Genomic DNA, 24,033 nt, shown 5'->3' on the forward strand with positions numbered 1-24,033 from the left:
CTCGGCTACGAACCGAGCGGTCGGAGGTTCGAATCCTCCTGGATGCACCATCTCTCCTGATTTCTACTTTTCCCAGTCTTGCTCGTCATGTCGTCTCTGATTGTGACACCATGTTCCCGATGCGCTATTTTCATCTTTTGTTCGACTATTCGGTGTCTTTTGGTCTTTAGCCAGTTACCCGCTGTTATCTTGCATTTTAATTCGTTTTCTCATCATAAATTTACTGCTAGAAATCCCTATGACTTTCAAGGCATTTGCTGATCCACGCTGACAGCGACATTCATACAGCTTTACGCTAAAGTAATCGTTCCTTTATCAGGGTGGTTAAGAGAATGTACGACGCTTACGACGGCTTGATCTTCGATATGGATGGCACCATCCTCGATACTGAACCCACGCACCGCCAGGCCTGGCGCCAGGTGCTGGCTCAGCATGGGATGGCTTTTGATGAAAAGGCATTGATTGGCCTTAATGGTTCTCCGACGTGGCGTATTGCCGAATTTATCGTTGAACAGCATCAGAGCGATCTCGATCCTCACCGCCTTGCAGCGGAAAAGACCTCTTTATTTAAAAGCATACTGTTCGATGTGGTGAAACCGCTTCCGCTCATCGAGGTGGTGAAAGCCTATAAGGGACGACGCCCGATGGCAGTAGGGACCGGTAGCGAACATGCTATGGCGGTTGCGCTATTGCAGCATCTGGGGCTCCGTGATTATTTCTCGGCGATTGTCGGAGCAGATGATGTTAAACGCCATAAACCAGAGCCTGATACATTTATCCGCTGCGCTGAACTGATAGGCGTACCGCCTGCGCGCTGCGTAGTATTTGAAGATGCGGACTTTGGTTTGCAGGCTGCGCGTGCCGCGGGTATGGATGCCGTTGATGTCCGTCTGCTGTGACTGAGTGGCTGACATACGGTTCGATGTTTGCCAGCAGTTTTCTGAGTGCTACGCTGTTGCCCGGCAGCTCAGAGGCGATGCTGGTAGGTCTGTTGCTGGCCGGTAAAGCTTCCACAGTGAATCTGGTGTTGATTGCCGCCATAGGTAATACCCTCGGGGGGCTGACAAACATTCTGATTGGTCGCCTGCTGCCGCTAAAAGAACAGGGGCGATGGCATACAACAGCGATGGCATGGTTACATCGTTTAGGGCCTGCTGCGCTGATATTTAGCTGGTTACCGGTGATCGGTGACCTGCTGTGCGTTATTGCTGGCTGGCTGCGTTTCGCCTGGCTGCCGATGGTTTTTTTTCTCGCCGTCGGCAAAACTTTGCGATATATAGCGCTAGCTGCCGCAACTTTACAGGGCATGGAATGGTGGCATTGATTCGCTATTAGATGATGCTACGGTTAACATTATGCTTAACAATAATAAATTTTCTCTGAGCGGGAGGTCAATTTGATCCCGGACGTATCACAGGCACTTGCGTGGCTGGAAGCCCACCCTGGCGCACTTAAAGGAATTGGTCGCGGTATTGAACGCGAAACGCTGCGTGTCAGGCCCGATGGGCATCTGGCTACAACCCGGCACCCATCTTCACTGGGCTCCACGCTGACGCACAAGTGGATCACCACCGATTTTGCGGAAGCACTGTTAGAATTTATCACGCCGGTCGATCAGGATATTGATCATCTACTGGCATTCCTGCGTGATATTCATCGTCATACCTCCCGCGAGCTGGGTGAAGAGCGGATGTGGCCGATGAGCATGCCGTGCATCATTGAACCGGGCCAGGACATTGAGCTGGCGCAGTACGGCAGTTCGAACATTGGCCGCATGAAGACGCTGTACCGGCAGGGATTGAAAAATCGCTACGGGGCGCTGATGCAGGTGATTTCCGGCGTACATTATAACTTCTCGCTGCCGCTCTCTTTCTGGCAGGCTTGGGCTGGAGTGGAAGATGCAGAAAGTGGTAAAGACGCGATTTCAGACGGCTACCTGCGCCTGATCCGCAACTACTATCGCTTTGGCTGGATTATTCCTTATCTGTTCGGCGCGTCACCGGCTATCTGCTCTTCCTTCCTGCAGGGCAAGGAAAGCAATCTGCCGTTCGACCGCAGCGAGCAGGGGATGCTGTCACTCCCGTATGCCACCTCTCTGCGCCTGAGCGATCTTGGCTATACCAATAAATCGCAGAGCAACCTTGGTATTACCTTTAACGACCTGCCTGGCTATATCAAAGCGCTGAAGGCGGCCATTAAAACACCATCCGCTGAATTTGCAGCGATGGGCGTGAAAGACGCCAACGGTGACTGGCTGCAGCTGAATACGAATGTGCTACAGATTGAAAATGAGCTATATGCGCCAATCAGACCAAAGCGCGTGACGCGTTCCGGCGAAGCACCTTCAGACGCGCTGCTGCGTGGCGGTATTGAATACATTGAAGTTCGCTCACTGGATATTAACCCGTTCTCAGCCATTGGGGTTGATGCTAACCAGGTGCGTTTCCTGGATCTGTTCCTGATCTGGTGTACGCTGGCTGAAGCACCGGACATGAACAGCGACGAATTGCTCTGCACGCGTAAAAACTGGAATCGAGTGATCCTTGAAGGCCGTAAGCCCGGCCAAACTATTGGCATGGGCTGTGGGGACACCGAGCAACCACTGGTTGATGTGGGCAAGGCACTGTTCCGTGATCTGCAGCGCGTTGCTGAAACGCTGGACGGCCAGAATGGGGAAAACCACTACCAGCAGGTGTGTGAACGCCTGGTAGCCTCATTTGACGATCCTGATTTGACCTATTCCGCACGCTTCCTGCAGTCGCTGAAGGAAAACGGCATCGCCGGTACCGGGCTGGCACTTGCCGAACAGTATCGTCAGCAGCTAAATGAAGAGCCGCTGGAAGTGTTGAGTACTGAACAATTTGCTGAAGAAGCACGCCGCTCGCAGGTAAGTCAGCAGCAGATAGAAGAAAGTGATACGCTGAGTCTGGAAGAGTTTCTGAAAGATAAAGGCTAGCGCCAAAAGAAAATGGCCACATCACTGTGGCCAAAGTAACATCTCTGTTGTCAGGGATGATGATAACAAATGCGCGTCTTTCACATAGTAAGACGCGAGCTGACAGAAAAAGTTTCACCATATCTAAAATAAATTCATTAGTTGAGGTAACAATATGCCATTGCTGGATAGCTTTACCGTTGATCACACCATCATGGCCGCTCCTGCAGTCCGCGTAGCTAAGACCATGAAAACCCCTCATGGCGACACCATCACCGTTTTCGATCTGCGTTTCTGCCGACCGAATATCGAAATCCTGCCTGAGCGCGGTATCCATACTCTGGAGCACCTGTTCGCTGGTTTTATGCGCGATCACCTGAACGGTGAAGGCGTAGAAATCGTTGATATTTCGCCGATGGGATGCCGTACCGGTTTCTATATGAGCCTGATTGGTGTGCCGGATGAGCAGCGCGTGGCGAAGGCGTGGAAAGCGGCAATGGAGGACGTTCTCAAGGTTGCCAACCAGAATGATATTCCTGAGTTGAACATCTATCAGTGCGGCACCTGTGAGATGCACTCACTGGAAGAAGCACAGGAAATCGCGCGTCACATTATTGCTAATGACATCCGCATTAACCGTAATGAAGATTTGGCCCTGCCGAAAGAAAAACTGAAAGAACTGCACATCTAAACGGTTCTGGGCGATCGGATTCACCGATTGCCCTGTTATCTGTTCACTGCTGCCGGGAAGTCAGATCGATTTACGAACTGACAGACTCTTTCAGTGGCTTCTGAGGCGTCACCCGCACCTGTTTAATCATATTTTCCTGCACGTCCAGAATATCCACCGCGTATCGGCCAATGTGTATTGTGGCACCTGGCTGCGGAATATCCTGAAGTTCTTCCAGAATCATGCCGTTTACGGTACGCGCGCCTTCCTCCGGGAGCGTCCAGTTAAAGGCCTTATTGAGTTCTCGTACGTTAGCACTTCCTTCAATCAGCACGGAGCCATCATTCTGTGGCACCACTTCTTCCGCCAGAGAAGGGGACATTGAGGTAGTAAAATCGCCGACGATCTCTTCCAGAATATCCTCAATAGTGACCAGTCCTTTGATGTCGCCGTACTCATCAACCACCAGCCCAACTTTTTCTTTGTTGCGCTGAAATTTCACCAGCTGCATGTTCAGCGGTGTTCCTTCAGGTACGTAGTAGATTTCGTCCGCAGCCCGTAGCATTACCTCTTTGGTAAATTCCTTTTTTTCCGTCATCAGGCGATAGGCTTCCCGCACGCGCAGCATACTGATGGTATCGTCCAGTGAGTCACGATAAAGAACGATGCGGCCATGCGGAGAATGGGCCAGCTGCCGCACAATTGATTTCCAGTCATCGTTGATGTTAATGCCGACAATTTCGTTCCGCGGCACCATGATGTCATCCACGTTGACCTTATCGAGGTCGAGCACCGACAGCAGCATATCCTGGTTACGATGCGACATTAGCGTGCGTGACTCATAAACGATGGTGCGCAGCTCTTCTTTACTCAGTGCGGAATTGAGCGAGCCATCGCTTTTCATTCCCACCATGCGCATCAGCAGGCGGGTGATGGTATTCAGCAGCCACACCAGCGGCATCATCACGATCTGCAGGGGGCCAAGCAGGAAGCTGCTGGGGAAAGCCACTTTTTCGGGATAGAGCGCGGCGATGGTTTTCGGTAGCACTTCCGCGAAGACCAGTACGAGGAAGGTAAGGATACCGGTAGCAATCGCCACACCGGCATCACCGTAGAGGCGCATGCCGACGATGGTGCCGAGCGCAGAAGCCAGAATATTCACCAGATTGTTGCCAATCAGCACAAGGCTTATCAGGCGGTCCGGGCGGCGGAGTAATTTCTCAACTCTGCGCGCGGCGCGGTCTCCGTTTTTGGCCTGATGACGCAGTTTATAGCGATTCAGCGTCATCATGCCGGTTTCGGAGCCGGAAAAGTACGCGGATACCAGAATCATGATAATCAGCGTCACGATCAGAGTCGTGGTGGAAACGTGTTCCAAGGGAGATCCTTGTTGTGGTCGATCAGGACGTTAAAAAGTGCTGCAGCATACGGCTGCCGAAGTAGGCCATCGTCAAAAGAAACGCGCCGCCGCAGTTGAACCAGACAACGCGACGCCCGCGCCAGCCCTCATGATAATGACCCCAAAGCAGGACGATATAGAGGAACCAGGCAAGGAACGACAGCACGGCCTTATCAATGTTTTCGCGGCTGAAAAGATCCGGCAGAAAGAACAGGCCGGTGCAGAGCACCAGCGTCAACAGCACCACACCAATCTGGGTGATATGAAACATTTTCCGCTCGATGGTCATTAGCGGAGGAATATCCGTGGTAAATGCCAGCCTCTTGGTTTTCAACAGCCAGTCAATCCAGGCCAGTTGAAGCGCATAAAGCGCGGCAATGATCAGCGTAGCGTAGGCAAACAGCGCCAGGCCTATATGCACCATCATCCCCGGCGTGGTTTCCAGATGGGTGATAAACGCATTAGGAACGAAGGTTGCAAACGCCAGGTTGATCAGGGCAAAGCTGTAAACAATCGGCAGCAGAATCCAGCCGCGGTTGCGCGAGGCGACAATAGTCATGATCGAGCAGATCAGCAGACTGACCAGTGAGCCAATATTCAGCAGGCTGAGATTCTGCCCCCCGTCGAGGGAAAAGATTCGCTGCTGCAATGCAACGGCGTGAAACACCAGCGCGACGACGGCAGACAAAACGGCCAGCCTGCGCCAACTGCTGTTTTTACGCAGCAGGCTGGGAACAATCAGTGCAAGGCTACATGAATAGGCGAGTAGTGCCAGAATCGCAAATACGGACATATTAAGTGTTAGTACCGGCCAGGACTGTGAAAAAAGTCAGTATAGCGCCAGCGGCAGCAGGCTCCAAACGATCTCATCGCATATGGCTGAGATCCCTGGATCAGTGTGTTATAATCCGGCCAATTGTGTCGCCCTGGCGGCCTCTCATTACGTTAAGCGAGAGACGATGTTTACTAATTTATCCGATAGATTGTCGCAGACCCTGCGCAACATCAGTGGCCGTGGACGGCTGACAGAAGACAATATTAAAGACACGCTACGCGAAGTGCGCATGGCGCTGTTGGAAGCAGACGTTGCGCTGCCAGTGGTACGCGAATTTATCAGCCGCGTAAAAGAAAGCGCCGTCGGTCATGAAGTGAACAAAAGCCTGACCCCGGGCCAGGAATTCGTCAAGATCGTTAAAAATGAGCTGGTTGCTGCTATGGGGGAGGAGAACAACACTCTGAACCTGGCTGCCCAGCCGCCAGCTGTCGTGTTGATGGCCGGTTTGCAGGGGGCGGGTAAAACCACCAGCGTCGGTAAACTCGGTAAGTTCCTGCGTGAAAAACACAAGAAAAAGGTGTTGGTTGTTTCTGCTGACGTCTATCGCCCGGCGGCGATCAAACAGTTGGAAACTCTGGCAGAGCAGGTTGGCGTTGATTTTTGTCCGTCCGATCTGAGCCAGAAGCCGGTTGATATTGTTAAGAACGCCCTGCAACAGGCGAAGCTGAAATTCTACGACGTGCTGCTGGTGGATACCGCCGGTCGACTTCACGTTGATGAAGCGATGATGGACGAGATCAAACAGGTCCACGCCGCGATTAACCCGGTTGAAACGCTGTTTGTGGTTGATGCCATGACCGGCCAGGATGCCGCCAATACGGCAAAAGCGTTTAACGAAGCGCTGCCGCTGACCGGTGTGGTACTGACCAAAGTTGACGGTGATGCGCGCGGTGGTGCGGCCCTGTCGATTCGTCATATTACCGGCAAGCCAATCAAATTTATGGGTGTCGGTGAGAAAACCGAAGCCCTTGAGCCATTCTATCCTGAGCGTATTGCGTCACGTATCCTCGGCATGGGCGACATGCTGTCGCTGATCGAAGATATCGAAAGCAAAGTTGACCGTGCGCAGGCTGAAAAACTGGCCAGCAAGCTGAAGAAGGGCGACGGTTTCGACCTGAACGACTTCCTCGATCAGCTAAAGCAGATGCGTAACATGGGCGGCATGGCCAGCCTGATGGGCAAACTGCCGGGTATGGGTCAGCTGCCGGACAACGTTAAATCGCAAATGGACGATAAAGTTCTGGTGCGTATGGAAGCCATGATTAACTCAATGACGCGTAAAGAGCGCGAAAAACCTGAGATTATTAAAGGCTCCCGCAAGCGTCGTATTGCTACCGGTTCGGGTATGCAGGTGCAGGACGTTAACCGCTTACTGAAGCAGTTTGACGACATGCAACGCATGATGAAAAAGATGAAAAAAGGTGGCATGGCGAAGATGATGCGCGGCATGAAAGGTATGATGCCGCCTGGCTTCCCAGGCCGTTAATCAAGCCGGAAAAGGGCTCAGGCGAATTAGGTTGCTTTTTTCGCCAAAATGAGTAAAATTTTCGGGCTTTTTATATTGCACCCGGGCCCCGTTCCCTCAATGGGGCCCGGTTGTTTTATTAACTAAAGAGGATGTTATGGTAACAATTCGTTTGGCACGTCACGGCGCTAAAAAGCGTCCATTCTACCAGGTAGTCGTCACTGACAGCCGTAATGCTCGCAATGGTCGTTTCATTGAGCGCGTTGGTTTCTTCAACCCGATCGCATCTGGTCAGGCTGAAGCACTGCGTCTTGATCTGGACCGCATTGAGCACTGGGTTGGCCAGGGCGCAACTCTGTCCGACCGCGTTGGTGCGCTGGTCAAAGAAGCAAAGAAAGCAGCTTAATCTGTCACGGTGGTCAACATGAGCAAGCAACACAACCAGCCTCCCGCTAACCCGTTAATTCTGGGAAAGATGGGCTCGGCCTACGGTATCCGTGGTTGGCTCAAAGTGTTTTCCTCCACCGAAGACGCCGAAAGCATTTTCGACTATCAGCCGTGGTTTATCCAGCGGGCGGGTCGGTGGCAGCATGTCGAGCTGGAAGGCTGGAAGCGCCACAATCAGGACATGATCATCAAAGTCAAAGGCATTGACGATCGTGATGCTGCAGGTCTGCTGACTAATTGCGAAATTGTCGTGGACTCGGAGCAACTGCCGGAGCTTGATAATGGTGAATACTACTGGAAAGACCTTATGGGCTGCCAGGTCGTCACCACTGAAGGCTACGAGCTGGGTAAAGTCATCGATATGATGGAAACCGGCTCAAACGACGTTATGGTCGTGAAGGCAAACCTGAAAGATGCATTTGGTGTGCAGGAACGGTTAATCCCGTTCCTCGATGAACAGGTTATCAAGAATGTCGATCTCACTACTCGTTCGATCGAAGTAGATTGGGATCCTGGTTTTTGAACTCCGAACAAAACGGTAATACTCCGGCGCAAAGTATGTGGATTGGCATAATCAGCCTGTTTCCTGAAATGTTTCGCGCAGTTACCGATTACGGAGTAACTGGCCGGGCAGTAAAAAATGGCCTGCTCAGCATTCAGAGCTGGAGTCCTCGTGATTTCGCTCACGATCGTCATCGTACCGTGGACGAACGTCCATACGGCGGCGGTCCCGGAATGCTAATGATGGTACAACCCTTGCGGGATGCCATTCACGCAGCAAAAGCGGCGGCAGGGGAAGGCGTTAAGGTGATTTATCTTTCACCCCAGGGCCGCAAACTCGATCAAGATGGTGTTTGCGAGCTGGCGACCAATCAGAAGTTAATTCTGGTCTGTGGTCGTTATGAAGGGATTGATGAGCGCGTAATCAAAACCGAGATCGATGAAGAATGGTCGATTGGGGATTACGTACTCAGCGGTGGCGAGCTGCCAGCGATGACGCTGATTGACTCGGTTTCCCGGTTTATTCCGGGAGTGCTGGGGAAACAGGCGTCTGCGGAAGAAGATTCGTTTTCTGACGGTTTGCTGGACTGCCCACACTACACCCGACCTGAAGTGTTAGAAGGGATGGAAGTTCCGCCAGTTCTGCTGTCGGGCAACCATGCTGATATTCGCCGGTGGCGCCTGAAACAGTCGCTGGGCCGTACCTGGCTTAGAAGACCTGAACTTCTGGAAAACCTGGCTCTGACTGTAGAGCAAGCAAAGTTGCTGGCCGAGTTCCAACGGGAACACGCCAGGCAACAAAACGATGAGACGGCTGGACAGGCATAATGCCGGGTTCGCCTTAACTATCAGTTTACCCAGGATAAGAGATTTAATTATGAGCAACATTATCAAGCAACTTGAACAAGAACAGCTGAAACAGGACGTACCTTCATTCCGTCCGGGTGATTCCGTGGAAGTGAAAGTATGGGTCGTTGAAGGTGCTAAAAAGCGTCTGCAGGCATTCGAGGGCGTGGTTATCGCTATTCGTAACCGCGGTCTGCACTCTGCATTCACTGTTCGCAAAATTTCCAACGGCGAAGGTGTTGAGCGTGTATTCCAGACTCACTCCCCAGTTGTTGACAGCATTACCGTGAAACGTCGCGGTGCTGTGCGTAAAGCTAAACTGTACTACCTGCGTGAGCGTACTGGTAAGTCTGCACGTATCAAAGAACGTCTGGGCGCTTAAGCGACATCTGATAGTTAATAGTGAAAAGGGGTTAGCGTATGCTAGCCCCTTTTTTTATGAAAAATTCTCTGCCGACAAATACGCAAATAAAAAATATAATGCCGTTATCCGCTGATTTAAAAGCTTTTTTAAACAGCGTAACGAGTATGTTTGATTGATACCCCACAGCCGGAACCTTTCCTGATATGAGTAGCCCTTCGACGGGTATTTCGATGAAAATCGCCGCAGCGCTGAGTTCAACGCTGATGATGGCCTGTGTTAAAGATCTGGACGGTACTATCCCCGTCGGTGAGGTGATTTTCTTTCGATCGTTTATCGCGCTGATCCCACTATTTATCTGGCTATGGAGCCAAGGCAGTATCCTTGATGGCATCATGACAAAGAACGTTCGCGGGCACTTTGTCCGTGGTCTTGCCGGCACCGGCGGGCTTTATTTTAGTTACCTTTCGCTGATCTATATTTCCCTCGTTGACGTGACGGCGATTAACTATGCCGCACCGCTGATTACCGTGGTGATGGCGGCGCTTATTCTGCGGGAAAAAGTAAAATTTCATCGCTGGATAGCGGTGGCTGCTGGATTCGCCGGTATATTGGTTATGCTGTCAGGCCACCTTTTCTTTAATCGTGAAGGTGCCTTAACTTCTGTAAGCTGGACCTCCTCTCTGGGAATCATCCTCGCATTAGCGGCTGCGGTATGTATTGCCGGCGCATCGATTCAAATCCGCTATCTGAACGGCATTGAAAAGCCGGGAGCTATTGCATTCTGGTTCGCCGTGATGACCACGCTGACCTCGCTGACTACACTGTGGTTTGGCTGGACGATACCGAATCCCCGACAGCTGGTGTTATTAATCAGTTGCGGACTGCTGGGAGGCATTACGCAAATTTTGCTGACGTTGAGCCTGCGTTATGCGGATGCTTCACTGCTGGCGCCGTTTGATTACACCACGCTGGTCTGGTCGGCGATGATTGGTTTTCTCTTCTGGGGAAATATGCCGGAGACGGCAACGCTAATAGGAGCCGGGCTGGTGGTATCGGGGGGGATGATCTCGATGTATTTTGAGCGGCGTAATCGACGGATCGTGGCTTCGCTGAGTACGGAAAGTTAGGTTGAATTCAGTATGAGAATCAGGCTGGGTTCAGTACAGGAAGCCAGGTTGAGCTTAGCGCGAAAAGTCAGACTGGTCGCAATGACGAGAATAACGGGGCCTGATGCTTTCTCGGCCCCGTTGCTATTTACGCGCGCTGGCTGGCCACGCGCAGAAGCTCAACTACCATCGGCGACAGTTCATTACGCAGGGCGGCTCGTTCCGACTGGAACAGCGTTGCCATAAAAAATTTGTGCTCAGGCAGTTCGATAGCGCGGACATCGCCGTCAAGATCGTGGGCACTGATACGCAGTGAGCGGCCGTCGAGTTCGCTGACAAAATCAGGGTTAACGCCATAATTGCAGTGGTAGCCTTCCTCTATCTCGTTTTTACCGTACAGTGTGGCCAGGCGCGTTTCGGGCTGAATGACGATAGTTCCCGTTTTCTCTACCAGTGAACAGCTTAATGGTGCAATGACCAGGCGCCCGCCGGTGTCGGTTTCAGCGTGTCCCGCATCTTCCCAGCCCAATACATTGCGGGCATATTCAACAACCGTGTACTGAAATCCGCCGCAGGAGCCGAGAAACGGCAGGTTGTTTTCGCGCGCATGGCGGATTGCCATAAACGCACCTGCATCATTCAGATAGGGACTGCCGGGGACCAGCCAGACGGCATCATATTTGGCCAGCACTGATGCATCGGTAAGTTCAGGAGTAGGGAGCCATTCGGCAGTAACATCGAGATTCAGGGACTGTGCGGCAAGGTCCACCGCCAGAGGAATGGCCTGATGGGCAACCGCATCAGCGCGGTAATCGCCAATAAGCGCTAAGCGAACGTGAGACGTCATTGCAAATTATCCTGTGCAGGTAAAACAGAATGCTATATGAGACGGGATTATCTGGCAATGCCATCTTCACTTTCATCTGATGAAGGGCGGTGCAGATGATAGATAACCGTGCTGACCGGACCGTTGTCCAGTACGATCAGCCCGTAGCGAATAGCGATAATTTTTGCGCCCACTTTTTCCGCGACGGAGCGGCTGGCGATATTTCTCTCCGCAACGAGGATTTCAACCACATCAATGTCCGGCTGACTGAAGGCACTGGCTACCAGACGGCGAACTGCCTCACTGGCAATCCCCTGTCGTTGTTCATTACTGTGAACCCAATAGCCAATCGAGGTGGGGATCAGAGGGTTGCTGCTGTAACGCAAACCGGCACCGCCTAGCAGGCGACCATCGGCAGCGAACAGGCCCATTTCGTTGGCTGTACCCTGCTGGCGCTGCAGGTGAGTCAGGTGAAACCAGAGTCGGGCCTCATCTTCCGTGTAATTCTTATGTGCCCATGTCATCCACGGCAGCAGGGTATCCAGTGACTGATTCACGGCCTGCGCGAAGGGGGCTGCGTCAGCGTCCTCAAACGCCCGCATGATAAAATCCATTCATTTCTCCCGACAGTTTGCCTAAATAATTGATGGTTGGTATTAACAGTATCACAGCAGAGGGGAGGCCTGGTGGCAGGTGACGGAAAAGAAAGGTTTTTTTATCAAATACCAATGTGTACATTTATATTTACACGTGGGGTTGTCATTCCATTTTGTTTTTTATGTTTAACTTATTGATATTAATTGCTTTGATTGTTGCGTGGTGCTTGTGTTTTTATTTGTGGTAATAAAACTGTACGTTTCGGGGTTGAGTAATGTACTTATTGTGGTACAGTTCTTTTCAACCTCACTGAGGATCCCTATTAATCGAATTGCCCAGGATTACGATCATGCAAAAAGATGCGCTGAACAATATTCATATCGCTGACGAACAGGTTCTGATTACTCCAGAGGAACTGAAAAAACGTTTCCCGCTTAACAGCGCGCTGGAACAGCAGATTGCAGCTTCGCGCCAGACCATTTCCGACATCATTAATGGTAAAGATCACCGCCTGCTGGTGGTGTGCGGGCCTTGTTCAATTCACGATACGGATGCAGCGCTGGAATACGCTCGTCATCTCAAAACTCTGGCCGATCAGGTTGGAGATCAGCTGTACATTGTGATGCGCGTTTACTTTGAAAAGCCACGTACCACCGTTGGCTGGAAAGGCCTGATTAACGATCCGCACATGGATAACACCTTTGATATGGAAGGGGGCCTGCATATTGCGCGTCAGCTTCTGTTGAATCTGGTTGAGATGGGGCTGCCGCTGGCGACCGAAGCGCTGGACCCGAACAGTCCACAGTACCTCGGCGACCTGTTCAGCTGGTCCGCCATCGGTGCGCGTACCACCGAGTCACAAACCCACCGTGAAATGGCATCCGGGCTGTCGATGCCTGTTGGGTTCAAAAACGGCACCGATGGCAGTCTGGGTACCGCGATTAACGCCATGCGTGCCGCTGCGATGCCGCACCGCTTTGTCGGCATTAACCAGGCAGGCCAGGTCTGCCTGCTACAAACTCAGGGTAACCCGGACGGGCACGTGATCCTGCGCGGTGGTAAAAAGCCAAACTACGGTCCGGAAGATGTCGCTCAGTGTGAAAAAGAGATGCAGCAGGCGGGACTCCGCCCATCCTTGATGATAGATTGCAGTCACGGCAATTCTAATAAAGATTTCCGCCGCCAGTCGGGCGTCGCTGAATCTGCAGTGGCACAGATCAAAGACGGTAACCGTTCGATTATCGGTTTGATGCTGGAAAGTCACCTCAATGAAGGCAATCAGTCTTCCGAGCAGCCGCGCAGCGAAATGCGCTACGGCGTTTCGGTCACCGATGCCTGTATCAATTGGGAAACGACTGAAAGCCTGCTGCGTGAAATTCATCAGGATCTCAACGGCGTACTGGCGGCACGTCTGCAGTAAGAGGATTAACGAGTTATGGTGGCTGAACTGACCGCACTGCGCGATCAAATTGATGAAGTAGATAAAGCACTACTGGATTTACTGGCTAAACGGCTGGAGCTGGTAGCGGAAGTGGGGGAAGTGAAAAGCCGCTACGGATTACCGATCTATGTACCGGAACGCGAGGCCACCATGCTGGCTTCGCGCCGCAAAGAGGCCGAGCTGCTCGGTGTACCGCCGGATCTGATCGAAGACGTGCTGCGTCGGGTCATGCGTGAATCCTATACCAGTGAAAATGATAAAGGCTTCAAAACACTGAATCCTGAACTGCGCCCGGTGGTGATCGTTGGTGGTAAAGGTCAGATGGGGCGGCTGTTTGAAAAAATGCTGACCCTTTCCGGTTATCAGGTGAAGATCCTCGATAAAGAGGAGCACCATCAGGCGGAAGCGATGCTGGCGGATGCCGGAATGGTGATTATCAGCGTGCCTATTCACCTGACCGAACAGGTGATCGCTGAGCTGCCGCCGCTGCCGCAGGACTGTATTCTGGTCGACCTGGCATCGGTGAAAAATAAACCTTTGCAGGCAATGCTGGCCGCTCACGGTGGGCCGGTACTGGGCCTGCACCCGATGTTTGGCCCTGACAGCGGCAGTCTGGCGAAACAGGTGGTGGTATGGTGCGACGGTCGTCAGCCGGAAGCCTATCAGTGGTTCCTGGAGCAGATTCAGGTCTGGGGGGCGCGGCTTCACCGCATCAGCGCGGTCGAACACGATCAGAATATGGCGTTTATTCAGGCGCTGCGCCACTTTGCGACGTTTGCCTATGGTTTACATCTGGCAGAAGAGAACGTGCAGCTGGAACAGCTGCTGGCACTCTCTTCACCGATCTACCGGCTTGAGCTGGCGATGGTCGGCCGTCTGTTCGCGCAGGACCCGCAGCTTTACGCGGACATCATCATGTCTTCGGAAAGTAACCTGGCGCTGATTAAGCGTTACTACACGCGGTTTGGTGAGGCGATTAAGCTGCTGGAACACGGTGATAAGCAGGCGTTTATCGACAGCTTCCGCCGGGTAGAGCACTGGTTTGGCGACTACGCTAAGCGCTTCCAGGCCGAGAGCCGGACGCTGCTGCGCCAGGCAAATGACAGCCGTGCATAATTTGCTGTAGTGATTGAGAAGGGCAGCCGCTAGTTAACTGCGCACACCCAGAGTGAGCGTAAGTCACTTTCGGGCTGTCCTTTTTTATTGCTCGGTGCCGAATTTACCTGGTCCATTATGCTTAAGGCTTCGCGGCGCCAAAACCGTGCTGATGCAAAATCTCCCGAGCCTCTTCCGACAGTAAAAAATCAGCCAGAGATTGTGCCGCTACATCACAAACCGCAAAACCGTAGATTGCCGAAGGCTGCCACTCCTGAGGAATGCTGACTGTCGCGATTTGGTTATTGTGCTCTCGCCGGTGGCTATAGCTACTATAGCCGACAAAAATATCGGCCAGCCCTGACTCGATAATCCACGCAGCCGCCTGCATGCCCGGTGGAATTGCCGGGGAGTGCTCACCTCCAACGACCATTCTGGCTCGCTGCTTTAGATCCTGGCCGAGCAGGCTGTCCCACGCCGTCAGACGGTCAAACATCTGCCATGTATAGTCACCGCAGGGATCGCTGCCAATCGTTGATGTTGCCACTCGCAGTGTCGGATCCTTTAACAGCTCCAGCCAGGTCAGATCGCCAAGCTCGCGGCGTACGTTAAGGCACAGCGAGTTCTGGCAAAAGGCGGCAACCTGCTGTGCCCGGCCTGACTGCTGAAGCGCCAGCGGGTGTGCCATATTGGCGGAGGCAAACAGATCGCAGGGTTCCCCCTGTTCAATGCGCTGCCGAAGCAGACCCGCCGGGCCGAACTGTGTCTCCATGCCTGACGAATAATAGCTCTGAAAGCGTTCAGTGATGGCTGACCAGACGGGACGCAGGCTACCGGCGGCCAGTACGCGCAGCGGTTTCATCAGTTGCTGCCGCGATAGTCAGTGCGATAAAAACGCTGATACCAGCTTTCGGCCTGCTGCTGCATGTCAATATCCTTGAATTTTTCGGGATAAAGCTTTTTCGCCATCCACAGTTCACCCAGCGCCATCGCTTCAGGCATCGGATACCCCCAGGCTTTGGCATATTCTGGCATCAGATAGACGCGATGATTTTTTACCGCATCTAAAGCCTGCCAGACCGGTTGCTGATATATCTCATCCACCACCTGCGGGTAACGGTCCTGGACAAAGATGACCTGAGGCTTCCAGGCCAGTATCTGCTCCATAGAAACCTGCTTGTAGCCTTTTACCGTTGCGGCAGCGACGTTCATCGCGCCGGCATGGTTCATCATCAGTCCGGTGTACTTACCGGAACCGTAGGTTGTCAGGTCGGGGTTCGCCATATACACGCGGATACGCTGGTCGGCGGGAATGTCCTTAAGGCGGTCGGCAGTTTGCTGGCGCAGGCTAAAAGTGGCTTTAATCAGCGCCTCGGCCTGCTGCTGATGGTTCACCACCGCGCCGATTAAACGGATACCGTCTTTCAAACCCTGATTGTAAGCCTGTTCCTCATTCTGCAAATCGGGATTGAGATGGCTCTGCTGTTTATCATCCGCCCGCAGCGAGATGGCAATCACGGCAATACCCAGCTGTTGGATCTGGTCGATCATCTCCTGCGGTGCGTAGTTGGTGACAAATACCACTTGTGGATGCAGGGCAACCAGCTTTTCCAGATCGACATGGGTCAGATCGCCAAGCATCGGTACTTTGGTTAACTCAGGCACCAGGCGAGCATAGCTGTCACCAAGCTGCTGTCGCCAGTTGGCGAGTATTCCGACCATCTTGTTTGTGGCATCCAGCTGAACCAGCAGGTTCAGAGTCTGATGCTGTAGCACGACGACCCGATCAACGCGATCGGGAATGGTGACCTGCCGACCAAGCTGATCGGTAACGATACGATCTGCATAAGAGAAACCGGGGACGGAGGCAAGCAGCACCAGTAAGACAAAGGAGCGGAGAATTTGACGCATGAAGATTTCCTGAATTTCGCTATATACCTAATAATATAGCGTCAGGAGTCTGGGGGAAATGATTCTGTGGCAGGAAATCGGTGGCCCGCACGGCAGGCCACCTGTATTCGTCAGAGCGGCTCTACCGCCACGACGTTTTCGCTGGGGTAGCAGCCCAGTACCTTCAGCGAGCGGGTAATCGGGGCCAGCTCGCGTAGCGCCTGCTGAACGTCTTCAGAACGCAAGTTGCCCTGGAAATCGATATAAAACATCTCTTCCCACGGATTACCGTTAATCGGACGAGACTCCAGCTTGCTCATGGTCAGATTATGCTGGCGCAGTACCAGCAACGCCTCAACCAGTGCGCCTGCCTGCTGTCCTGTTGCCATAATCAGCGTGGTTTTAGCCGGAACCTGCATTGAAACATCCACCGGTTTGCGGGCCAGTACGATAAAGCGGGTGATATTCTGCCGCTGGTTGGCGAGATTTCTTTCCAGAACCTGCAGACCGTACAGATCGCCCCCGGCTTCACTGCCCAGTGCGGCGACCTTCGGAGAATTCATCGCAGCGACCTTTTCCATCGCGGCGGCGGTGCTTTCGGTGTACTCAATTTTCCAGTGCGGATAGCGGTGGATAAACTGGCTGCACTGCTGGAAAGGCTGAGGGTGGCTGTAAACGGTTTCAATCTGCTGGAGATCGGTGCTGCCGGAAACCAGAACGCAGTGGTCGATAGGCAGAGTGATTTCACCGACGATCGACAGACTGGTTTGCTGCAGCAGATCGTAGACATCGGTAATGGAGCCGGATGTGGTGTTCTCGATAGGCAGAACGGCGTAATCCGCCTGTCCGGTCTCAACCTGGTTAAAAATATCGTGAAATTTCAGGCAGCCACTCTCAATGAAATTATCAAAATGGCGCGCCGCATAGTGGCGCGAGGCCAGATGCGAATAGGAACCTTTTGGACCAAGGAAAGCGATACGGGCAGACTGTGCGTTCGTGTTATTCAGATGCTTTTGCAGCAGCGCCTGCTGGGTCAGCACGGAATCTTCAATAATCAGCTGAAACAGGCGGGTGATGTAGTGAGCATCCAGTTTATGCGCTTTGCCCAGTGTAATCAGGTGCTCAAGCAAATCGCGTTCGCGATCGATGTCACGGATGGGACGATGCGTCGCCATTTTAGCTGTGGCAACGTCGATTGCCAGCGCACGGCGCTGAGCCAGCAGTTGCAGTAGTTCTTCATCCAGCGCGCTGATTTTACCACGCAGGGCCAGCAAAGGATTCTCGGAGTTCATATCGCTACCTGTCAGATGTCGCTAAAAAAAAAGCCTCCCTTTGTCGGGAGGCTTTATTGTTCGTCTTCGCATTCATTCTTACACGACGAATTGCCTCCCAGTCAGGGGAAGGTAAAAAAGAATGCGAAGAAAAACGGGATAAATTTCATTTTGCTCAATTTTCAGTAGCGGTCTGGAGGGTTAAAGTAACCGCTGTAATTTCATTCTGTCAATAAAAAACGCGCCCGCAGGCGCGTTATTCGGGATGAGTCATTTATTCTTCGTCGATCGGGCTGAGATCTTTGACGCTGGCGGTGGCGCGTCGCGCTTCACCTTTGTGCTGAACTTTGTTCAGCTGGCGCTCGAGTTTGTTAATCAGCTCGTTGATAGCCGTGTACATATCTTCATGTTTGGCGGTGGCAACCAACGGGCCGTTAGGCGTATTGATGTTGGCATCGGCAACGAACTCTTTCGGCTCCTTCGAAAGAACAATGTGCGGATTAATCAGATGAGTTTGCCATTTTTCGAGCTTAGAGAGACGGTCTTCGACATGCTGGCGGATAGCCGGAGTAATTTCCATTTGTTTGCTGGTAATGTTCAGAACCATAGTGCTTACCTCTCTGTCATTTCCGTCTTGGTGAATCCAGCATAACGCTAAAAACGGTAAAATGCGTGATTTAGATCACATTTTATTGTCACTTTTTGTCAGGAAGGATAAAAGTGTGAGTCCGGTAAATAAATACGTTCAGCACGCTTGTCGACGGCCTTTTTCAATGGCATTGTTGATAGGATCACTACAGCGGGAATTTGCCGGAATAGCATTTTTCAGGCGTAAAAAAGGCAGCTTAGCGCTGCCTTTTTTGTTATCAGCGAATCAGGCCTGATTCGCTGAGATGATTTTCGCCACACGCTCAGCTTCAACATTAAGCTGCAGCTGACGATAAGCATTTTCCATCAGCGGTAACGCAGTGCGTGTTGCCTTTGTATCCGGATAATCTTTCAGCATTTGTTCTACACGGTTAACCACAGCGACATAAGCACCGCGTTTAGTGTAGAATTCAGCCACGGATAATTCGTATTTCGCCAGGCGATCTTTCAGGAACACCAGGCGCTTACGTGCATCGGTCGCATACTGACTGTTAGGGTAGCCGCGCAGTAACTGCGAGAAGTCTTTGAAAGCATCACGCGCATGAGTTGGATCGCGGTCTGAACGGTCAATACCAAAGAATCCCTGCAGCGCACTGTCATCCAACGCCATATCCGTCAGGCCACGCATATAGATGACGTAGTCGATATTTGGATGAGTGGGATTGAGGCGCATAAAGCGGTCGATGGCAGCCTGGGCCAGCGGCAAATCGGCATTCTTATAGTATGCGTAGATCAGGTCTAGCTGAACTTGCTGGGAGTAAGGGCCGAATGGATAGCGGTTATCGAGCGCTTCCAGTTGCGTTATTGCTCCTTTAAAGTTACCGTCCTGCAGTTTTTGCTGGGCAGTGGCATAAATCTCGGAAGGCGGGCTGTCAGGCACCACATCCTTGGAGCCGGAACATCCAGCTAATGCCAGGCTCAACGTGGCTGCAGCCACCAGATATTTCATACGCGTCATGACGATTTGATTATCCTCAGAGTGTTATTCAGGAAGCTGTCCGTATAGCTCCCGATAGTGACCAGGTACAATAGCACATTATATTAAACGGCATCGCCGTGAAAACCCAACGTTAACGAAGAAGCTGTGTATGGCACAACAAGTAAAACTCAACGCAACGGTATCCGAATCGCAACTCGGACAACGCTTAGATCAGGCTTTGGCCGAATTGTTCCCTGATTATTCACGTTCTCGCATAAAAGAATGGATTCTTGACCGTCGCGTCACCGTAAATGGCCAAATAATCGACAAGCCGAAGGAAAAAGTGCTCGGAAGTGAGCAAATTATCATCAGTGCGGAAATTGAAGAAGAGGCGAGATGGGAAGCACAGGACATTCCGTTGGATATTGTTTACGAGGATGATGACATCCTGGTGATCAATAAACCGCGCGACCTGGTTGTTCATCCGGGGGCAGGCAACCCCGATGGCACCGTGCTGAACGCATTGCTGCACCATTTCCCGGCCATTGCCGATGTGCCGCGCGCGGGTATCGTCCATCGTCTGGATAAAGATACTACCGGCCTGATGGTTGTCGCTAAAACCGTTCCGGCGCAGACGCATCTTGTGGATTCCCTTCAGCGGCGTGAAATTACCCGCGAGTATGAAGCCGTCGCGATTGGTCGCATGACCGCTGGCGGTACCGTTGATGAGCCGATTAGCCGTCACTCAACCAAGCGCACGCATATGGCGGTACACCCGATGGGTAAACCGGCAACGACGCATTATCGTATTATGGAACACTTCCGTGCCCATACGCGTCTGCGTCTGCGTCTGGAAACCGGGCGTACTCACCAGATCCGCGTGCATATGTCTCACATTACGCATCCGCTGGTGGGCGATCCGCTCTACGGTGGTCGTCCACGCCCGCCGAAAGGCGCTTCTGAGGCCTTCATTACCGCGCTGCGCGGTTTCGATCGCCAGGCGCTGCACGCAACCATGCTGCGTCTGTACCATCCGATCACCGGCATCGAGATGGAGTGGCACGCGCCGCTGCCGCAGGACATGGTCGATCTGATCAATGCTCTGAAGGCGGATACCGAAGAATTTAAAGATCAGATGGACTGGTAATGAAGCCCGTTATTTCCGACTGGTCACTTCCCGCCAACGTTCGCGCGTGCAGCAGCACGCGCAGCGGCGGCATCAGCGATGCCCCATGGAGCAGTCTAAACCTGGGGGCTCACGTTGGTGACGATCCGCAGAACGTGCAGGCTAATCGTCAACGTCTGGTAGAGGCATGTAATCTGCCTTCGATGCCGGTCTGGCTGGAGCAGGTACACGGCACGGATGTACTGCGGCTGGATGGCCAGCCTCCGGCTTCACTGCGGGCAGATGCCGTCTACACTCGGGAGCCTGGGGTTGTTTGTGCGGTGATGACCGCGGACTGTTTGCCGGTATTATTTTGTTCGGCGGACGGCGAGGAAATTGCTGCTGCTCACGCTGGCTGGCGCGGATTGTGTTCTGGGGTGCTCGAAGCAACACTTGACGCTTTTTCCGCTCCAGCAGAAGAGATCACCGTCTGGCTCGGGCCGGCTATCGGGCCGAACGCATTTGAAGTTGGGCCAGAGGTGAAAGACGCCTTTTGTGCCGTCGATCCTGCTGCCAACTCGGCTTTTTGTGCTGTTGGTGAAAAATTTTATGCCGATCTCTGGATGCTGGCAACACAGCGTTTAAACGCTGCCGGAGTGCGGTGTATCAGGGGTGGCGGCGATTGCACCTATACGCAGGAAGAACAATTTTTCTCCTTCCGACGCGATGGCGTCACCGGGCGTATGGCAAGTTTCATCTGGCTGATATAACCTAGCGCCATAAGACGGTCCGGATTGATGTTTTTTTCTCCGAAATGTTCAGGTCATTACCTTGAAAAATTTGAGGCATGACCTCATTTAATCTCCAGTAGCAATTTGACCTGAATGGGGGAAATTATGCGTCTGGATCGTCTTACTAACAAATTTCAGCTGGCACTGGCTGACGCCCAATCCCTGGCCCTCGGCCGAGATAATCAATTTATCGAACCTCTGCACTTGATGAGCGCACTGCTTAATCAGGAAGGTGGTTCCGTACGTCCTTTACTGACCACGGCTGGCGTAGACGTTGCCTCTTTACGTAGCGGTATTGAACAGGCACTCAGTCGCTTACCGCAGGTTGAAGGTACCGATGGCGATGTTCAGCCTTCTGCTGACTTGGTCCGCGTACTGAACCTGTGTGACAAGCTGGCGCAAAAGCGCGCCGACAACTTCATTTCATCAGAATTATTTGTTCTGGCAGCACTCGACTCCCGTGGTTCACTGGCCGACTTACTGAAATCGGCCGGTGTCACCAATGACAAGCTGACGAAAGCGATTGACCAGATGCGAGGAGGAGAGAACGTGAACGATCAAGGGGCGGAAGATCAACGCCAGGCATTAAGTAAATACACCATCGACCTGACCGAACGCGCCGAGAAAGGCAAACTTGATCCGGTTATCGGCCGCGATGAAGAGATTCGCCGTACCATTCAGGTACTGCAGCGTCGTACCAAAAATAACCCGGTACTGATCGGTGAGCCCGGTGTAGGTAAAACGGCCATCGTTGAAGGTCTGGCACAGCGCATCATTAACGGCGAAGTACCGGAAGGGCTGAAAGGCCGCCGCGTGCTGGCGCTTGATATGGGGGCGCTGGTGGCCGGGGCTAAATACCGCGGTGAATTTGAAGAGCGCCTGAAAGGCGTGCTGAACGATTTATCGAAACAGGAAGGCAACGTCATTCTGTTTATCGACGAACTGCACACCATGGTCGGTGCCGGTAAAGCCGACGGCGCAATGGATGCCGGTAATATGCTGAAGCCTGCGCTGGCGCGCGGCGAGCTGCACTGCGTTGGCGCGACAACGCTGGACGAATATCGCCAGTACATTGAAAAAGATGCCGCGCTGGAACGTCGTTTCCAGAAGGTGTTCGTAGCCGAGCCAAGCGTGGAAGATACCATTGCTATCTTGCGCGGCCTGAAAGAGCGCTATGAGTTGCATCACCATGTACAGATTACCGACCCGGCCATCGTTGCGGCGGCGACGCTGTCCCATCGCTATATCGCCGACCGCCAGCTGCCGGACAAAGCTATCGATCTGATCGATGAAGCGGCTTCCAGTATCCGTATGCAGATCGACTCCAAGCCGGAAGCGCTCGATCGCCTGGAGCGTCGTATCATTCAGCTGAAGCTGGAACAGCAGGCGCTGAAGAAAGAATCTGACGATGCCAGTATCAAACGTCTGGAGATGCTGGAAAGCGAGCTTTCGCAGAAAGAGCGTGATTACTCAGAGCTGGAAGAGGAGTGGAAGGCGGAGAAAGCCTCTCTGTCCGGAACTCAGCACATTAAAGCCGAGCTGGAGCAGGCAAGGCTGAATATGGAACAAGCGCGCCGACAGGGTGATCTGGGCCAGATGTCTGAATTGCAGTACGGTAAAATTCCGGAACTGGAAAAACAGCTGGCGGCGGCGACCCAGGCGGAAGGTAAAACGATGCGCCTGCTGCGTAACCGCGTGACGGATGTTGAAATTGCCGACGTGCTGGCGCGCTGGACCGGTATTCCTGTGGCCCGCATGATGGAAGGCGAACGTGACAAGCTGTTGCGCATGGAGCAGGAACTGCATACGCGGGTGATTGGGCAGAATGAAGCGGTGGAAGCCGTATCGAACGCCATTCGCCGTAGCCGTGCTGGCCTGGCCGATCCGAATCGTCCAATTGGCTCGTTCCTGTTCCTCGGCCCGACCGGGGTGGGTAAAACCGAACTGTGTAAAGCGCTGGCTAACTTTATGTTCGACAGCGACGATGCGATGGTGCGTATCGATATGTCCGAGTTTATGGAGAAACACTCGGTGTCGCGTCTGGTGGGGGCACCTCCTGGATATGTCGGTTATGAAGAAGGTGGATACCTGACCGAAGCGGTACGTCGTCGTCCTTACTCAGTTATTCTGCTGGATGAAGTTGAGAAAGCGCACCCGGATGTCTTCAACATCCTTCTTCAGGTCCTGGATGATGGGCGCCTGACCGATGGACAGGGCAGAACGGTTGATTTCCGCAATACGGTGGTGATCATGACCTCTAACCTGGGTTCCGATCTGATCCAGGAGCGGTTCGGTGCGCTGAGCTACGGTGAAATGAAAGAGTTGGTCATGTCTGTGGTCAGCCACAGCTTCCGTCCGGAATTCATTAACCGTATTGACGAGCTGGTGGTGTTCCACCCGCTGGGCGAGAAACATATTGCTTCTATTGCCCGTATCCAGCTGCAGCGTTTGTATCAGCGCCTGGAAGAGCGGGGTTATGAACTGCATATTTCCGATGCCGCTCTGCAGCAGCTCGGTGAGAATGGTTATGATCCGGTCTACGGTGCGCGACCGCTGAAACGCGCTATCCAGCAGCAGATTGAAAACCCGCTGGCACAGCAGATTCTTTCCGGCGCTTTGGTACCGGGCAAGACAATAGAAATGGATCTGCAGGATGGCGTTATCGTTGCGCATCAGTAAAGTGCACGGTGTCAGGTAAGTTCCTGAATGGGGTTTTCTGACCATGTCGTTATTAAAATGGGCCTTCGGGCCCATTTTTGTTTATTAAATCGGCAAAAATGAGGCTTTTAACGCAGATTTGGGTGAAAACTAAGCATGTGAACATTTTTTTGAAATTAGCCCTTGTCAGCCGCCAGAAAATCCCTATACTGCGCCTCCACTGA

The 24,033-nt window shown here is 52.7% G+C and carries 25 protein-coding genes and 1 other annotated feature; of the genes, 15 read left to right on the top strand and 10 right to left on the bottom strand.

All coding sequences use genetic code 11. The features are described 5' to 3' along the window. The first annotated feature begins 332 nt into the window (after positions 1–332). The 4 genes from yqaB (at position 333) to luxS (ending at position 3,626) form a co-directional block, all read left to right on the top strand. Positions 333–899 (top strand): fructose-1-phosphate/6-phosphogluconate phosphatase, encoded by a 567-nt coding sequence (gene yqaB / locus IBT47_RS26000; protein WP_105593976.1) that lies wholly within the window; start codon positions 333–335, stop codon positions 897–899. Next, positions 896–1,324, top strand: a complete 429-nt coding sequence (locus IBT47_RS26005; RefSeq protein WP_105593977.1) for a YqaA family protein — start codon at positions 896–898, stop codon at positions 1,322–1,324. Before yqaB ends, IBT47_RS26005 begins: the two co-directional genes overlap by 4 nt. A gap of 72 nt (positions 1,325–1,396) precedes the next feature. Continuing rightward, on the top strand, positions 1,397–2,956 hold the full coding sequence (gene gshA, locus IBT47_RS26010) for a glutamate--cysteine ligase (protein ID WP_200564055.1): 1,560 nt from the start codon (positions 1,397–1,399) through the stop codon (positions 2,954–2,956). 154 nt (positions 2,957–3,110) lie between these two features. Then, positions 3,111–3,626, top strand: a complete 516-nt coding sequence (gene luxS / locus IBT47_RS26015) for an S-ribosylhomocysteine lyase (protein WP_200564057.1) — start codon at positions 3,111–3,113, stop codon at positions 3,624–3,626. Between the two features lie 70 nt (positions 3,627–3,696). Here the strand turns inward: luxS and IBT47_RS26020 are convergent, their stop codons facing one another. Both IBT47_RS26020 and IBT47_RS26025 read right to left on the bottom strand, forming a co-directional pair. After that, positions 3,697–4,983 (bottom strand): HlyC/CorC family transporter, encoded by a 1,287-nt coding sequence (locus IBT47_RS26020; protein ID WP_200564059.1) that lies wholly within the window; start codon positions 4,981–4,983, stop codon positions 3,697–3,699. Positions 4,984–5,005: 22 nt separating this feature from the next. Next, the gene (locus tag IBT47_RS26025; RefSeq protein WP_105593981.1) at positions 5,006–5,797 is read right to left on the bottom strand and encodes an inner membrane protein YpjD; all 792 of its coding nucleotides are present in this window, start codon (positions 5,795–5,797) and stop codon (positions 5,006–5,008) included. A 166-nt stretch (positions 5,798–5,963) separates the two neighbouring features. On the opposite strand from IBT47_RS26025, the gene ffh reads away from it, so the two are divergent. The 6 genes from ffh to IBT47_RS26055 all read left to right on the top strand — a co-directional run bounded on the left by ffh (position 5,964) and on the right by IBT47_RS26055 (position 10,589). Next, positions 5,964–7,325 (top strand): signal recognition particle protein, encoded by a 1,362-nt coding sequence (ffh, locus tag IBT47_RS26030; protein WP_105593982.1) that lies wholly within the window; start codon positions 5,964–5,966, stop codon positions 7,323–7,325. Positions 7,326–7,461: 136 nt separating this feature from the next. Continuing rightward, complete coding sequence (rpsP, locus tag IBT47_RS26035; RefSeq protein WP_105593983.1) at positions 7,462–7,710, top strand: 30S ribosomal protein S16; 249 nt, start codon at positions 7,462–7,464, stop codon at positions 7,708–7,710. A gap of 18 nt (positions 7,711–7,728) precedes the next feature. Then, a complete protein-coding gene (gene rimM / locus IBT47_RS26040; RefSeq protein WP_105593984.1) occupies positions 7,729–8,274 on the top strand; it encodes a ribosome maturation factor RimM in 546 nt (181 codons plus the stop codon). 35 nt (positions 8,275–8,309) lie between these two features. Further along, positions 8,310–9,080 (top strand): tRNA (guanosine(37)-N1)-methyltransferase TrmD, encoded by a 771-nt coding sequence (gene trmD, locus IBT47_RS26045; protein WP_105593985.1) that lies wholly within the window; start codon positions 8,310–8,312, stop codon positions 9,078–9,080. A 49-nt stretch (positions 9,081–9,129) separates the two neighbouring features. Then, a complete protein-coding gene (gene rplS / locus IBT47_RS26050) occupies positions 9,130–9,480 on the top strand; it encodes a 50S ribosomal protein L19 (RefSeq protein WP_105593986.1) in 351 nt (116 codons plus the stop codon). Between the two features lie 185 nt (positions 9,481–9,665). Continuing rightward, positions 9,666–10,589, top strand: a complete 924-nt coding sequence (locus IBT47_RS26055; protein ID WP_200564061.1) for a DMT family transporter — start codon at positions 9,666–9,668, stop codon at positions 10,587–10,589. A gap of 127 nt (positions 10,590–10,716) precedes the next feature. Here IBT47_RS26055 and IBT47_RS26060 read toward each other — a convergent pair whose 3' ends face one another. Both IBT47_RS26060 and IBT47_RS26065 read right to left on the bottom strand, forming a co-directional pair. Further along, positions 10,717–11,415 (bottom strand): CTP synthase, encoded by a 699-nt coding sequence (locus IBT47_RS26060; protein WP_200564063.1) that lies wholly within the window; start codon positions 11,413–11,415, stop codon positions 10,717–10,719. Between the two features lie 47 nt (positions 11,416–11,462). Next, complete coding sequence (locus IBT47_RS26065; protein ID WP_200564065.1) at positions 11,463–12,008, bottom strand: GNAT family N-acetyltransferase; 546 nt, start codon at positions 12,006–12,008, stop codon at positions 11,463–11,465. A gap of 332 nt (positions 12,009–12,340) precedes the next feature. Between IBT47_RS26065 and IBT47_RS26070 the strand changes: the two genes are divergently transcribed. Together IBT47_RS26070 and tyrA are read left to right on the top strand one after the other, a co-directional pair. Continuing rightward, positions 12,341–13,411 (top strand): 3-deoxy-7-phosphoheptulonate synthase, encoded by a 1,071-nt coding sequence (locus IBT47_RS26070; RefSeq protein WP_200564067.1) that lies wholly within the window; start codon positions 12,341–12,343, stop codon positions 13,409–13,411. Between the two features lie 15 nt (positions 13,412–13,426). After that, positions 13,427–14,548, top strand: coding sequence for a bifunctional chorismate mutase/prephenate dehydrogenase (tyrA, locus tag IBT47_RS26075; RefSeq protein ID WP_200548004.1), 1,122 nt, complete (start codon positions 13,427–13,429; stop codon positions 14,546–14,548). A 121-nt stretch (positions 14,549–14,669) separates the two neighbouring features. Here tyrA and IBT47_RS26080 read toward each other — a convergent pair whose 3' ends face one another. From IBT47_RS26080 to bamD, 6 genes are all read right to left on the bottom strand, one after another. Next, a complete protein-coding gene (locus IBT47_RS26080) occupies positions 14,670–15,389 on the bottom strand; it encodes a substrate-binding domain-containing protein (RefSeq protein ID WP_234472122.1) in 720 nt (239 codons plus the stop codon). Beyond that, positions 15,389–16,438 carry an ABC transporter substrate-binding protein gene (locus IBT47_RS26085; protein WP_200564069.1) on the bottom strand — a complete coding sequence of 350 codons (1,050 nt, stop codon included), beginning with the start codon at positions 16,436–16,438 and terminating at the stop codon, positions 15,389–15,391. The genes IBT47_RS26080 and IBT47_RS26085 overlap by 1 nt, the downstream gene beginning before the upstream one ends. Before the next feature lie 110 nt (positions 16,439–16,548). Further along, positions 16,549–17,709 (bottom strand): bifunctional chorismate mutase/prephenate dehydratase, encoded by a 1,161-nt coding sequence (gene pheA, locus IBT47_RS26090; protein WP_105593994.1) that lies wholly within the window; start codon positions 17,707–17,709, stop codon positions 16,549–16,551. Between the two features lie 23 nt (positions 17,710–17,732). Then, positions 17,733–17,859: a sequence feature (Phe leader region), on the bottom strand. Continuing rightward, complete coding sequence (gene pheL, locus IBT47_RS26095; RefSeq protein ID WP_105594002.1) at positions 17,811–17,858, bottom strand: pheA operon leader peptide PheL; 48 nt, start codon at positions 17,856–17,858, stop codon at positions 17,811–17,813. Its footprint overlaps the feature before it by 48 nt. A gap of 103 nt (positions 17,860–17,962) precedes the next feature. Continuing rightward, the gene (gene raiA, locus IBT47_RS26100) at positions 17,963–18,295 is read right to left on the bottom strand and encodes a ribosome-associated translation inhibitor RaiA (RefSeq protein WP_105593995.1); all 333 of its coding nucleotides are present in this window, start codon (positions 18,293–18,295) and stop codon (positions 17,963–17,965) included. A gap of 267 nt (positions 18,296–18,562) precedes the next feature. Further along, a complete protein-coding gene (bamD, locus tag IBT47_RS26105; RefSeq protein WP_200564071.1) occupies positions 18,563–19,294 on the bottom strand; it encodes an outer membrane protein assembly factor BamD in 732 nt (243 codons plus the stop codon). A gap of 130 nt (positions 19,295–19,424) precedes the next feature. On the opposite strand from bamD, the gene rluD reads away from it, so the two are divergent. From rluD to clpB, 3 genes are all read left to right on the top strand, one after another. Continuing rightward, on the top strand, positions 19,425–20,402 hold the full coding sequence (rluD, locus tag IBT47_RS26110; protein WP_105593997.1) for a 23S rRNA pseudouridine(1911/1915/1917) synthase RluD: 978 nt from the start codon (positions 19,425–19,427) through the stop codon (positions 20,400–20,402). After that, a complete protein-coding gene (gene yfiH / locus IBT47_RS26115) occupies positions 20,402–21,130 on the top strand; it encodes a purine nucleoside phosphorylase YfiH (RefSeq protein ID WP_200564073.1) in 729 nt (242 codons plus the stop codon). Before rluD ends, yfiH begins: the two co-directional genes overlap by 1 nt. A gap of 126 nt (positions 21,131–21,256) precedes the next feature. Next, a complete protein-coding gene (clpB, locus tag IBT47_RS26120) occupies positions 21,257–23,830 on the top strand; it encodes an ATP-dependent chaperone ClpB (RefSeq protein WP_200564075.1) in 2,574 nt (857 codons plus the stop codon). Positions 23,831–24,033 lie beyond the last annotated feature (203 nt).

This window comes from Erwinia sp. S43, from assembly GCF_016624745.1.
GTDB lineage: Bacteria > Pseudomonadota > Gammaproteobacteria > Enterobacterales > Enterobacteriaceae > Erwinia > Erwinia coffeiphila.

What these genes read in the sequence shown, in the direction of transcription:
- IBT47_RS26065 (WP_200564065.1), bottom strand. Translation starts at nt 12,008, where the DNA reads ATGGATTTTATCATGCGGGCGTTTGAGGACGCTGACGCAGCCCCCTTC.
- rpsP (WP_105593983.1), top strand. Translation starts at nt 7,462, where the DNA reads ATGGTAACAATTCGTTTGGCACGTCACGGCGCTAAAAAGCGTCCATTC.
- rplS (WP_105593986.1), top strand. Translation starts at nt 9,130, where the DNA reads ATGAGCAACATTATCAAGCAACTTGAACAAGAACAGCTGAAACAGGAC.
- bamD (WP_200564071.1), bottom strand. Translation starts at nt 19,294, where the DNA reads ATGACGCGTATGAAATATCTGGTGGCTGCAGCCACGTTGAGCCTGGCA.
- clpB (WP_200564075.1), top strand. Translation starts at nt 21,257, where the DNA reads ATGCGTCTGGATCGTCTTACTAACAAATTTCAGCTGGCACTGGCTGAC.
- luxS (WP_200564057.1), top strand. Translation starts at nt 3,111, where the DNA reads ATGCCATTGCTGGATAGCTTTACCGTTGATCACACCATCATGGCCGCT.
- yqaB (WP_105593976.1), top strand. Translation starts at nt 333, where the DNA reads ATGTACGACGCTTACGACGGCTTGATCTTCGATATGGATGGCACCATC.
- raiA (WP_105593995.1), bottom strand. Translation starts at nt 18,295, where the DNA reads ATGGTTCTGAACATTACCAGCAAACAAATGGAAATTACTCCGGCTATC.
- pheA (WP_105593994.1), bottom strand. Translation starts at nt 17,709, where the DNA reads ATGAACTCCGAGAATCCTTTGCTGGCCCTGCGTGGTAAAATCAGCGCG.
- trmD (WP_105593985.1), top strand. Translation starts at nt 8,310, where the DNA reads ATGTGGATTGGCATAATCAGCCTGTTTCCTGAAATGTTTCGCGCAGTT.
- IBT47_RS26085 (WP_200564069.1), bottom strand. Translation starts at nt 16,438, where the DNA reads ATGCGTCAAATTCTCCGCTCCTTTGTCTTACTGGTGCTGCTTGCCTCC.
- IBT47_RS26060 (WP_200564063.1), bottom strand. Translation starts at nt 11,415, where the DNA reads ATGACGTCTCACGTTCGCTTAGCGCTTATTGGCGATTACCGCGCTGAT.
- IBT47_RS26055 (WP_200564061.1), top strand. Translation starts at nt 9,666, where the DNA reads ATGAGTAGCCCTTCGACGGGTATTTCGATGAAAATCGCCGCAGCGCTG.
- IBT47_RS26080 (WP_234472122.1), bottom strand. Translation starts at nt 15,389, where the DNA reads ATGAAACCGCTGCGCGTACTGGCCGCCGGTAGCCTGCGTCCCGTCTGG.
- rluD (WP_105593997.1), top strand. Translation starts at nt 19,425, where the DNA reads ATGGCACAACAAGTAAAACTCAACGCAACGGTATCCGAATCGCAACTC.
- ffh (WP_105593982.1), top strand. Translation starts at nt 5,964, where the DNA reads ATGTTTACTAATTTATCCGATAGATTGTCGCAGACCCTGCGCAACATC.
- IBT47_RS26070 (WP_200564067.1), top strand. Translation starts at nt 12,341, where the DNA reads ATGCAAAAAGATGCGCTGAACAATATTCATATCGCTGACGAACAGGTT.
- IBT47_RS26025 (WP_105593981.1), bottom strand. Translation starts at nt 5,797, where the DNA reads ATGTCCGTATTTGCGATTCTGGCACTACTCGCCTATTCATGTAGCCTT.
- tyrA (WP_200548004.1), top strand. Translation starts at nt 13,427, where the DNA reads ATGGTGGCTGAACTGACCGCACTGCGCGATCAAATTGATGAAGTAGAT.
- yfiH (WP_200564073.1), top strand. Translation starts at nt 20,402, where the DNA reads ATGAAGCCCGTTATTTCCGACTGGTCACTTCCCGCCAACGTTCGCGCG.
- rimM (WP_105593984.1), top strand. Translation starts at nt 7,729, where the DNA reads ATGAGCAAGCAACACAACCAGCCTCCCGCTAACCCGTTAATTCTGGGA.